Annotated in this window: 7 protein-coding genes; 3 read left to right on the forward strand and 4 right to left on the reverse strand. The window is 45.0% G+C overall.

Annotated elements, in window-relative coordinates; all coding sequences use genetic code 11:
- Window positions 1–165: 165 nt before the first annotated feature.
- Window positions 166–1,422 (forward strand): L-methionine/branched-chain amino acid transporter, encoded by a 1,257-nt coding sequence (gene yjeH / locus CW749_RS01030; protein WP_101110584.1) that lies wholly within the window; start codon window positions 166–168, stop codon window positions 1,420–1,422.
- A 519-nt stretch (window positions 1,423–1,941) separates the two neighbouring features.
- On the forward strand, window positions 1,942–3,813 hold the full coding sequence (locus tag CW749_RS01035; RefSeq protein WP_101110018.1) for a methyl-accepting chemotaxis protein: 1,872 nt from the start codon (window positions 1,942–1,944) through the stop codon (window positions 3,811–3,813).
- Between the two features lie 136 nt (window positions 3,814–3,949).
- Here CW749_RS01035 and lhgO read toward each other — a convergent pair whose 3' ends face one another.
- The gene (gene lhgO / locus CW749_RS01040; RefSeq protein ID WP_101110019.1) at window positions 3,950–5,152 is read right to left on the reverse strand and encodes an L-2-hydroxyglutarate oxidase; all 1,203 of its coding nucleotides are present in this window, start codon (window positions 5,150–5,152) and stop codon (window positions 3,950–3,952) included.
- A gap of 206 nt (window positions 5,153–5,358) precedes the next feature.
- Between lhgO and CW749_RS01045 the strand changes: the two genes are divergently transcribed.
- On the forward strand, window positions 5,359–7,521 hold the full coding sequence (locus CW749_RS01045) for an ATP-binding protein (RefSeq protein ID WP_101110020.1): 2,163 nt from the start codon (window positions 5,359–5,361) through the stop codon (window positions 7,519–7,521).
- 41 nt (window positions 7,522–7,562) lie between these two features.
- On the opposite strand, the gene CW749_RS01050 is transcribed toward CW749_RS01045, so the two are convergent.
- The 3 genes from CW749_RS01050 to CW749_RS01060 form a co-directional block, all read right to left on the reverse strand.
- Window positions 7,563–9,680 carry a TRAP transporter permease gene (locus tag CW749_RS01050; RefSeq protein WP_101110021.1) on the reverse strand — a complete coding sequence of 706 codons (2,118 nt, stop codon included), beginning with the start codon at window positions 9,678–9,680 and terminating at the stop codon, window positions 7,563–7,565.
- A gap of 91 nt (window positions 9,681–9,771) precedes the next feature.
- Entirely contained in the window at window positions 9,772–10,788 is a 1,017-nt protein-coding gene (locus CW749_RS01055) for a TAXI family TRAP transporter solute-binding subunit (protein WP_101110022.1), read from the reverse strand.
- A 366-nt stretch (window positions 10,789–11,154) separates the two neighbouring features.
- Complete coding sequence (locus CW749_RS01060; protein WP_101110023.1) at window positions 11,155–12,495, reverse strand: sigma-54 dependent transcriptional regulator; 1,341 nt, start codon at window positions 12,493–12,495, stop codon at window positions 11,155–11,157.
- Window positions 12,496–12,498: the final 3 nt, after the last annotated feature.

Below are 12,498 nucleotides of genomic sequence, written 5' to 3' on the forward strand. Positions count from 1 at the left end.
CAAAGTGTCTGTTAAAAGTGTCATTTTAACGGAGTGTTTCGTCATTTTGCCAGATGTATATTGAGCTTAAAGAATATAGTCTGGAATTAAGTCAAGTTTAGACACTCTATACCCAAGTAACCTCAAAGGCTGGGTACGTACCAATTCATTTTCATGGACGAAACAGTGCAAGAACTCAAAAAAGAAATCACCCTTATCTCGGGTATAGGACAGCTCTCCACCACATTGCTTGGCACTGGTCTGTTTATGATCCCAGCCATTACGGCAGGCATTGCAGAAAAGTCATCTCTTTGGTCTTGGGTTATATTGTTTGCGGCTATCTGCCCTATCGCCTTAACGTTTGCCATGCTGGGTCGCCGTTACCCAAATGCTGGTGGAACCGCGCACTTTGTTAAGCTGGCCTTCAACGCCAAACTAGAGCGAAGTGTCGCTTGGTTATTCTTGTCGGTCATCCCAGTTGGTGTTCCCGCAGCTGTCGCCCTCGCGGCCAGTTTTGCAAAACCTTGGCTGCCAGATATTGGGTATTCTCAATTTGTCGCAGAGTGCTTTACCGTCGCACTCTTACTAGGTGTAAATCTATTGGGCAGCAAATCTTCTTCTCAGCTTCAAACACTTATTGCGCTTTGCCTGTTCACTTTGATCATCCTGTTTTTTTGGCAAGGTGAGGTTCAACCTTCCGACCTCACCATGCCTTCTTTCTCTTCCGTTGAATGGGTATCTGTTGGCTCTGCACTCGCTGTTATGTTTTGGTGTTTTGTGGGTATTGAAGCTTTTGCACACATGGGAGAAGAGTTTAAGAACCCTGAGAGAGATTTTCCTATCGCCATCATTTTAGGATGCTTTGTCGCAGGGCTAACCTATTGGGCGTGTTCCGTTGTTGTGTTGAAATTCCAAGCCTATGGCACAGTAGAAATGGAAACAGGTGCAATACCGTGGATTACAGCCCACTTGTTTGGTGAAAGCAGCCGTATTGTTATTAGCATCGTGGCGTTTCTAGCTTGTTTTGCCAGCGTTAACCTTTACCTTCAAAGCCTATCGCGCATGCTTTGGAGTCAAGCTCGCCAGTACAAGCCAGAAGGAAAACTAGCCAAAGTTTCTGCCAGAGGTGTACCAGCAAATGCAACGTACGTTATCAGTGTTACCTTGCTTCTATCACTGCTTTTTGGTCGAGTTGTTGGGCTGGATTTAGAGATGTTTGTTAAACTGGCTAATGGCATATTCGTTCTAATCTATCTTCTTGCAATGCTATCAGCCGTGAAGTTGCTCTCTGGTGTGTCGAAAGGTTTGGCATGGCTATCTTTGGTGTTATGTGTATTGGTATTTGCTTGCTTAGAGTGGGCGATGCTTTATGCCATTGTCATATTTACCTTACTGCAAATACCTATCGCTAAAAAACGCAAAGAGCCGCCAGTATTTAATTAAGCCCTTACGTAGCCCAAATGAGTATTATTTGTAAACTGCTAACCATTAATGAATACCACTAACCTACGGAGCATTATTTCATCAATAATGCTCTACTTAGAACCTATTAACATTCATATTTTTACATGATCTCATAGCATTTAATTTCACAGTAAATTGTAATCATACGACACAAAATTCCGAATACACTCGGCATAAAAAATTTCAAAAGCCCCCAAAAATAAAACAATTCAATGAACTCCAGGCTTAACTCAAAGAGCTGAAAAGAAAACAATGAATTTTCGACTCGCGAATTAATCAATTAATCGACTTGAAATCACAAAATAAAGTCAATTTTATGTAAGAAATCTTTACATTTTTACGTCATACTCTAATTGCTGCTGATATAAATGTAATTCAGTCGCCTTCACTAATAATAATATTCTTTCCGCTATCTCTGGGGAGTACGGAAAATAAAAACACTTTAGCTAAACTCAAGGGAATAATCTTTGTTTGTTTAGGTATTGTAGAGGGAAAACTATGAAATTTAGCCATAAAGTCGTCGCTGCTTCGTCGATATTGCTGTTAATCATTTTAAGTTTGCTGACGATTCAACAATACTTCTCCATGAAGTCTGAGCTTGAACACCAAGTAACTCAAAGTGTTAGCGAGATCGTAGACGGGGTAAGAAATACGGTTGCAGCAGACATTAAGGGCAAAAAAGAACTGTCGCAGTATGCAACCGACATGCTACAAACTGATTTACAAAATCGGGACTACGTACAAAGTGTTATCAGCCAATCCAGTATCAAACAAAACTTTCTTCTTGCCGGTTTAGGTTATGAGGCTGACGGTTCAAACGTGAATAATGATCCAGGCTGGAACCCCGGTTCAGAGTGGGATCCAAGACGTCGTCCTTGGTATATTGACGCGAAAAATTCCGGAAAACTGATCATCACGGCTCCCTATGCCGATTCTGCAACCGGAGAAATCCTAGTTTCCATTGCCGTACCAGTGAAAGAAAATGGGCGATTTGCCGGCGCGATATTCTATGACGTAAGCCTTGCGGGTCTTGCTGATGTCGTCAACAAAGTAGAACTTTTTAACGCAGGTTTTCTTTTCATCGTTGCGGATGACGGCACGATTATCGCGCACCCAGATGTGGATAAAAACGGTAAGCAGATGAATACTTTCTTACCTAACGTTTCTATTCAAGAACAAACGCAAGAAATTGAATTAGACGGTCAGCTATACGCGACAGACTTTTCAAAGATCCCTGGTGAAAACTGGTATGTGGGCGTCATGGTAGACGAGAGCATAGCGTATTCTGCGGTGACAGAACTGAAAAACCGTTCAATCATCTACACTGCTGTCGCGCTTATCATCAGTATTTTTGCCCTTCTGTTCTTAATTAAAGTGTTAATGCGTCCACTCGATTCTTTGAACGATGCGATTCAAGACATGGCGTCTGGTCAGGGTGATCTTACAAAACGTCTCGATACCAACACCGATTCAGAATTTGCGGCATTGGCTTCTGGGTTTAATACATTCGCAGAAACGCTTCAGCAGAGAATTAAGCGGACGAAAGCGCTGAGTGTCGAGATCCGTAACGTGACCGAAACAACCGCGACTGGTGCGCAAGAATCGGCTTCTGCTATGGCGACTCAGATGCAAGAGCTAGAACAACTGGCAACCGCAATGAATGAAATGGCCACAACGTCTTCCGATGTAGCAAGTAACGCACAAGGCGCGGCTTCTGCTGCGAAAGATGCCGACGGCGCGACAGAAGATGGGACGAAAGTGGTCGGATACACCACACAAGCCATCAGTAATTTGTCATCCCGAATCGATGAAGCGGTTGAACAAGTTAAACAGCTTGAATCTGCCACTGCAAACATCGAAACCATTTTGGAAGTGATAAACGACATTGCTGACCAAACCAATTTGCTGGCACTTAACGCTGCAATTGAAGCGGCACGAGCTGGCGAATCTGGTCGTGGTTTTGCCGTTGTTGCAGACGAAGTTCGAACACTGGCTCAACGTACTCAAGAATCAACGACTGAAATTCGTAACATGATTGAACAGCTTCAATCGGGTGCAACAGCCGTAGCTAGTGCAATGGGACAGAGTAAAGAAACTGCCGATGACACAGTAACCAAAGCGCAAGAGGCGAATGAATCGCTTGATCGCATTCGAAGTGCTATTCAGCGCATCAGTGATATGAACATTCAGATCGCGTCTGCGGCAGAAGAGCAAAGTTTAGTTGCCGAGGAAATCAATAACAACACCATCAATATTCGTGATTTGTCTTCGCAAGTAGCGGTTGCTGCTGAAGGCGCAAACGAGGCGATGGCGTTGCAAACTCAACACGTTCGCGACCAAGACGAAGTCATGAGCAAATTCATCGTCTAACATGCAGCAGATAAATAAAAATGCCTGACTCATCAACAGTCAGGCATTTTTTTGTCCTTAATTTCTTGGCTTCCTAGCTTCTTAGCTTCTTAGCTTCCTAGTTAATTAGCGAATTAGCGAATTAGCTTTTTGACTCTTATTTCTCGGCTTTCAGCTCCGCCACTTTTTCACAAATGTAGTTCCCTATAGGGATAGCAGATGTGGCTGCGGGAGAAGGAGCATTGCAGACATGAAGACTGCGTTTGGATTCCACAAACAAAAAGTCATGAACTAATGTCCCGTCTTTCATTACCGCTTGAGCACGGATGCCAGCCGGATAAGGTTCTAAATCATTGAGCTCGATTGTAGGGCAGTATTTGTTAACCAGCTTCAAGTACCCCGGCTTCCACCATGAGTTTTTGGTTTCTTCTAGCCCTGTCTTCAAGTGCTTTGCTAATACTTTCCAAAATCCTTCAAAACGCACCATTTCAGCGGTGTCTTTCAAGCTAAAATTGAGCGCACCATACCCTTCCCGTTTCCAACCTTGCACCGCATTAGGTCCTACTGTGACAGAGCCATCAATCATACGAGTCAAATGTACACCGAGAAATGGAAGATCCGGATCCGGAATCGGATAGATTAGATGGTTAACAACATCGTTATGTTTTTCTGCTAATCGATAATACTCACCGCGAAACGGAACAATCTGGAAATCGGTAGGTAAACCCATTTGCTTCGCAACGCGATCCGCCATTAAGCCACAGCAGGCGACGAGAAATTGAGTTTCTACTGCGCCGCCATCCATCCAGACCTCAACGCTTTCAGTATTCTCAATTAATCGCGTAACGTTGGCATTAAATCGGATCTCTCCCCCCATCTCGGTAAACTCAGCCGCCATAGCCATGCAAACTTTGGTGTAGTTGACGATACTGGTGGTCGACACATAGATTGCTCCTAACCCAGTAATGTTCGGCTCGCGTTCTTTTAGCTGCTCTTGAGATAACATTTCGACATCAATACCGTTGTCTTGGCATCGCTCGAACAACGCTTCCATTCGTTTAACTTCAACCGAGTTTGTCGCTACTAATAGTTTGCCGCAGTTTTCGACAGGAATTTCATGTTTCAGGCAAAAAGCCTTGGTTGCATCCACACCTTCACGACAAAACTGAGCCTTCAAACTGCCCGGTGCGTAATACACGCCAGCATGAATAACACCGCTATTGTGTCCAGTCTGGTGCATGGCGAGTTGCTTTTCCTTTTCGATAAGCAAAATTCTCGCGTTAGGTTCATTTTGCTGAAGCTGCCAAGCTGTTGACACCCCCACAATTCCCCCACCTAATACAACGTAATCATATTGCACAGAAAACCCCTTCCAAGACTTGATGCTCAAAGCTATATCTCACAATTTTGTTACATACGGACCGCCATAGACAGTTCTTTTGCTAAACTCAGTGTCAATTAGTGACTAAGGGCAAAATGCGCCTTAGTGCGATGACTTCTTGGGTAAATAATGTGGCTAACAAGATAAAATGGTTGAGAGCATAAAGTGACCGAGAAAAAAAAGTAATGGAGAATAGAAAACCGTCTTATCCGTTTCGAAAACTGCCTGTTATTCTTCTAATCATTCTGGCAATGAGCCTAACTTTACTTTTTATCCGAGACACCACAAAAGGCTGGCTGTTAGACAACACACATCTAAGTGGTCAGGATCGATTACTCATCTATGTTGGCGATATCCGCCGTACCCTAGCTCGGTACGATTTTTTGCCCTATTTAATTGCAGAGCACCAACCCAGCCGCTCCCTATTGGAAGGCGATGTCTCGCAAAGAGAAGCCGTTGAAACCTACCTCGCTCAATTGGATAAAGCGTCTCAAACCCGTGGATGGTACTTGCTCAACTCGAATGGCGATTTCGTTGCCAGTAGCAGCCCAGTTTATAAATGGCGAGACTCCGACGGCGCGGCAATTACATCTTTAATGCAGCAGTTAGGGGGAGAGGTTGTTACTCTGAGCTACCTTTCTCAAGGGCAAGCACGCTATTATCGCGCCGCTCCGATTTACAGTTCTCAAGGGTTGATTGGGATCGCAGTCGCTAGAATAAACCTTCAAACATTGTCTGAATCTTGGTTAGCTAACAATGAGTTTGTGTTGATCAGTGATCGCCAAAAGCGATTTTTCCTCACGAGCTCTCAATCTAGTTTAAACCACCAAATAGGTAAGGACACAATGCCGCCGCTCAGCCCGTTTTCACTGCCCGACGGGACAGAAGTGAGTCTCGTTTCTATTGAAAACCAACCTTATTTGGTTCAAAGCGTAAGCTTGGATGACCTCAAGTGGAATATTCATTATCTGACTCCAATTAAAGAGCTTGATGACACGGTCAACACCGTCATGCTGATAGCAGCGATTTTGATGCTCTTGGTACTGGTCGTGATCTTGTTAACGATTGAAAGACGACAAAAAATCCGCTCTAGAGAAGCGCTGCAACAGGCGATATCCGATTCCGAAAGGCAGCTTCGCACCATCATATCAAAGACCGATGTTGGCTTGATGATGCTGACAGAACAAGGTCGCGTTGCCTATATCAACCCTATGGCGCTGCGCTATTTTGGTTTGTCTGAACCGTTGGCTACCAATATGGAAGCGTGGCAGTTATTTGAAACCATGATGGGCAATACCACGGTAATGTCGATGCTTAAGAATTTATCGACTCGCATTGATACTTCAAAGAACGCTAGATCTTCAGATCACGCTGGTTTTCAGACGCAAAGAAATAAAGACATAACCGAACTCAGCGCGGTCGAAGTGATGGCACAGCGCAGTGATGGCTCTCGCTTCCCCACCCTATTCTCACTGACTTACATGACGTTTGGTGCGCAATCTGGTTACCTCGCCACCCTTATTGATATCAGCAAGCGTAAGAAGGCTGAAAATGCCCTTCAAAAGGCAAATCTAGAATTGGAAGAACGCGTAAAAGCCAGAACCTTAGCGCTCGAAGCGGCGCAAGATGAACTGGTTCAAAACAGCAAAATGGCGGCACTAGGTCGAATGTCGAGTGCCATTACACACGAGCTCAATCAACCTTTAACGGGTATAAGAACCTTGCTTTCGAGCAGCGGTGTGCTGATCGAACGCCAGCAAACCGACTTACTCAAGGCAAACATGAAATTAGTAGACAGCTTAATTGACCGAATGGCGACGATGACCAGTGAACTTAAAACGTTCTCCTACAGCCGCTCACAAGAGCTTGTTCCGCTTTCCATTTCGGCTATCACAGAAGAAGTTCTTAGATTGCACGCCCGCACACTAAAACCCGTTCAAGTCACCGTGAATTGGCCTAGCCCTATGCCAGATGCATTAGGGGAGCCGCACCGTCTTGCTCTGGTTATTGGGAATCTTATTTCAAATGCAGTTGATGCAATGAACCAATCGACAGCACCAATGCTGAAGATAGAGAGCACGGTTTTAGAGGACACCATAGAGCTACATATTCGAGATAACGGTACGGGCTCTACAGACGAGGCATTACAGCACCTATTCGAACCTTTTTATACCAGTAAAAAGGTAGGACAAGGGCTAGGATTAGGCTTGGCAATATCCGCAAATAGCATGAAGGAAATGCAAGGAAAGGTATGGGCAAAAAACAACAGCAGTAGCCCAATAAAAAACGCCACCCCCGTATTCGAATCAGGGATGACGTTTACATTAAGCTTGAAGAAAACCAGTTAGGTTCATCTCGAAAGATCAACAGCCCCGGTAAGAAGCCTCACTTAGCTGGTCTCGATCTCCCCTATATCTTTGTTATTTTGGTAGCTGTAATAAAACAAGCCGATAAATACAGCAACAGCGGCAACACGTATTACTAATGGAACATCTGGCCACATCATCACAACACCAAGAACTGCCACAACAACTCTTAACCACCAGCTCAAAGGAGATTCTAAATACCCCTCTAGAGCAGCGATAAGTGCATAAACTCCGAATACAGAAAACACACCAATAGATATCACCGAAATAAGATCCCAGCTCACCAACGCGGTATAGGCCATCAGAACAGGCACGATATACAGCCCTTTTGCAATTTTCCATGCAGTGAGGCCTGTTCGCATCGGGGGAGTTCGTGCAATGGTTGCTGCTGCAAACGCGGTTAAGCAAACTGGCGGTGTGACATTACTGTCTTGCGATAACCAAAAGATAATTAAGTGCGCCGCAAGCAAGGCTAGACCAACTTTCTCTATCCCTATCGCTTGCTCAAGTAAGGTGGGTAAAAACTCCGCCGGAACCAATGCAATCAAGCTTTGCGCTTTCTCTACAGCCATCGGTGCATTCAACAACGCAAGTTGATCAGGCGCTGCCAGCATAAATATGGCTTTTGCTTGCTCTGGTAGTTGCCCTAACGTCAGCATTTCTAGCAGTTGGTCTTGAGCGATCAAGTTATAAAGAGCAGGAGCCGACAAGGTACCGAGTACTATATACGCCGCGGTAACAGGTAAACCCATTCCCAGAATCAATGATGCTAAGGCAATGAGCACTAACATAATCATAAGAGAACCGCTCGCCCATTCATTGATCATTAGCGAGAACGTATTACCTACACCCGTTGTGCTGATCACGTTAATCACAAGCCCGATACCCGTTAAAAGCACAGCAGTGGTTGCCATGTTTCTCGACCCTTGAGCCAGTGCTTCAAAAATAGCCTTAACACCCATTTTATTCGGCGACAGCCAAGAGGAAACAACGACCGATATGATTGAGATACCCGCAGCATACGTTGGTGTGAAGCCAGAAACGAGTAAGTAAACCAGCACCACTAGAGGGATAAGGTAATGCCAACCAGAAGCCAATACTTTAAGCACTGGTACACTGTTCGCTTCTACTTGGTGCACGCCACTTCTTTTTGCTTCAATTCGAACAAAGAACGCGACAGAGAGAAAGTAGATCATGGCAGGAACGATAGACACTGCCACGATATCGACATAAGGAATCTGTGTATAAGATGCCATGATAAAAGCGCCGGCTCCCATTACTGGTGGCATCAACTGCCCACCCGTTGAAGCAGCAGCTTCGACACCTGCAGCAAACCTTGAAGGAAAACCAGCTCGCTGCATGAGGGGGATGGTAATAACACCCGTTGAAACCGTATTGGCTACACTTGAACCCGAAACAGATCCCATTAAGCCAGAACCCATAACCGCCACAAACCCAGGACCGCCGATCACTTTGTTTGCGACTGCACGGGAAACATCAATAATGAAATCACCCGCGCCAGACCGGACTAGAAATGCGCCAAAGAGAATGAACATGAATACGTAGCTCCAGCTGATTCTGGAGATCGTCCCGAACATGCCCTCAGAACTGTAAAAGCTGCGATAAAGTAAGGTTTCTGCACTCAACCCTGGAAAGTGAAAAACACCGGGAACCCATTGCCCCCACCAAACCACGTAAGTCAGTGAGATGATAATAAGCACTGGAATGAACCAGCCGATCGTGCGTCGAATCACCTCTAGCACAATGACAATGCTCATCAGCGAAAACACCCAATCCAACGTAACGAATTTTACTCCACGATCATACAAAGCGTCTTCAGCGAGAGGGATATATATCAAACAGGACACCGCAGCAGCGGCAATAATCATATCAATGGCGAGCGCAAATCGGCTCTTCTTCCAACTTTTTCTTGCAGGGTAAAGCAGAGCACACACCAATGAAAACCCAGCAAAATGAGTGGCTGAAACCCACAGTTCCGGCAGTGTCGCTAAAGTATTAAACCAAATATGCAGCCCGGCCAGTACAATGCCTACAGCTGTGATAAACGTCGTTAACCACGGAAAATCCGTTCTTATAGGCAGCTCAAATTGCGCCAAATCGACGTCTTGTTTTTCTTCCATGATATTTTCCTCAGGTACGGCAGAAAAACTGTACCCGAGCCGAGCCGGGGGGAATTCGGCTCGGGTGCAGTGAGGGTTATTGGGCTATCGGTTACTGAACAATAAGATGTGATGGAATAGTAATACCTTGCTCTTTGTAGTAACGAGCCGCACCTGGGTGTAATGGCACAGGTAAACCCGAAATCGCTTTTTCAATCGCCATCGCTTTGGTTGCTTTGTGAATACCATTTAGGAAAGTTAGGTTCTCGTAAATGGTTTTAGTCAGCATGTAAACATCATCGTCGCTAATGTCGTCGCGAACCGCTAAGAAGTTAGGTTGCGCAATCGTGTTGATGTCTTTGTCTTGACCAGGGTAAGTGTTTGCAGGGATCACGAAACGCGTCCACAATTCGTATCCATTGTTGGCTTCTTTGATTTGAGCATCAGTGAAGTTCAATACTTGAATCTGGTTACCAAGCGCGGCATAAGCACGAGTAACAGCACTAACTGGAACACCAGCAGGGGTATTCATACCATCGATAGCGCCATTTTGTAGTGCATCTGCACTGGCACCATAGCCCAGATAGGCGAGGTTAAATTTATCTGGGTCAACGTTTAGACCAGACATAATCTGACGACCGGATCCTTCCGTACCCGAATTCTTTTTACCAATAGAGAATTTCTTGTCGTTCATCTGCGCCAAATCGCTCACTGTTCCCGTTTTTGCAAACTTAGAACGAACAACAAAATGCTCAACGTTTTGCCAAAGCATGGTGACAGAGCGTAAATTCTTCTGAGGACCAGATTGTTTCACTTTGCCTTCGCCATTCCATGCCCAAGCACCGTATAAGCCCTGAAGAATGGCAAACTGTGCCTCGTTTTCTCTAAGCAGTTTTACGTTTTCACCCGACCCTGCTGAGCTGATGGCAGATAGGGCGAATTTATGCTTAGGCTCCAACTTAATTTTACTTAGTGTTGCCAATGCAACCCCAACTGGGTAGTAAGTACCGCCAGTCGATGCTGTTGCTAAAATGTAACTGCGATTTTCTGCTGCTGATGCGACACCAGAAACCGAAGCCGCAAGTGTGGTGGCGAGAAGAAGAGATTTTACGAGTTTGTTTTTTAACATGTTACGCTCCATGTAGGGTTATTGGCTCACCTTTTCTTTCAAGCGCGATCGCTTAATTGAATCCTGTGAGCGTTTGTTGTTTCCATTCCCTATAGCAACATGCGCGCCAAAAAATAACCTGTTGTTTTATATAACATTAAACTCAACACCCTATCTAAATGAGCAAAATTCTGCTTATACGAGCTAAATTCGATGAGCAAAATCTTGCTCATCGAATTTTATGTAAATTCTTTGTTAAATATGGCTTGAGATGAATTATCTGACCTTTGAACACAATTCCACCAAGCTATAGGCAAAATTTCGCTCACTTGAGATAGCCCTTATCAAACTCGAGTGAGCAGTGAATTCCTAGAAGCGAGTATGCCGTTACTTAGAAAGGTAGTCCTGCCGGCTTAAACCGTATTTTTGCATTTTCTGATTAAGTGTCCGTCTTGGAAGATCCAATTCAGCCATCACTTGGGTGATGTTTCCCTTGTGCTCACGTAACGATTTGTCGATCACTTTGCGCTCAAAGTTGTGCACTTGTGTTGCCAAAGATAAGGTGTTTATGACAGGCTCTGATGATAACGATGCCGACTCAGACAGAATATCCGCCACCGAAAGATCATCATGAGCAAAACGGGTCGCCACGTTTCGTAATTCTCGAACGTTGCCCGGCCAACGGTAACTCAACAGTGTCTGTTTATCACTGAGCGTCGCTGGGCGACATTCTGGATTCGCCTGACGGGTGTAATGTTCGAATAAAATGACGACGTCTTTATCGCGCTCCCTAAGAGGAGGAAGCGAAAGTTGTGCAACATTAAGTCGATAATAGAGATCCTGACGGAAATTGGAGTGACCAAATAGATTGTCTTTCGCTGCCGCAACAACTCGTAGGTTGATTTGAATCGGGTTATTTGCACCTACCCTTTCGACGGTATGTTCCTGTAACGTTCTGAGTACTTTCACTTGCATAGACAAGGGCATACTTTCAATTTCATCCAGAAACAGAGTCCCTTTGTCAGCATACTCTAACTTACCGATTCGTTGTTTACCCGCGCCGGTAAATGCCCCCGCTTCATGACCAAATAGCTCGCTTTCAAACAGGTTCTCAGGAATCGCCGAACAGTTAATGGGCACAAATCGGTGACCAGCTCGTGTACTGAGGTTATGGAGGCAATTCGCCACCAATTCTTTACCACACCCTGTTTCACCATAAATGATGACATTCGTGTCCATCATCGCTATTTTCGCCAATTGCTGACGCAAATTCACCATAACGTCACTTTGGCCAATTAGAACTTGCTCTAACCCGTCTAACTGATCCAAGTATTCGAGCCTTTGCTGGCTTTCTTGATTGGCTTGTAATGAGGAGAATGCATTGCTTACAGTATCAACAAGGCGATCAGGATCAAACGGTTTCTCAAGAAAGTCGAACGCTCCATCACGAAGGGCTTTTACTGCCATGTCTACATCACCGTGCCCAGTAACCAACACAATAGGCACCGTAGGAATTCGATTTAGCAAAGCATTCATTAAAGCCAAGCCATCGTAATCAGGCAGCCTTACGTCACTGACAATAACACCTGTAAATGAAGGCGAAATCCCATCTAATGCCGACGTACCATCGGCATATTCGGTAACGGAAAATCCCGCGAGTTGTAGCCATTGGCTGGTTGCTTGGCGAACGATGTCATCATCTTCAATCAGTACGATTTGAGAATCCATTCT

Source organism: Vibrio sp. vnigr-6D03 (genome assembly GCF_002835515.1).
GTDB classification, from domain to species: domain Bacteria; phylum Pseudomonadota; class Gammaproteobacteria; order Enterobacterales; family Vibrionaceae; genus Vibrio; species Vibrio penaeicida.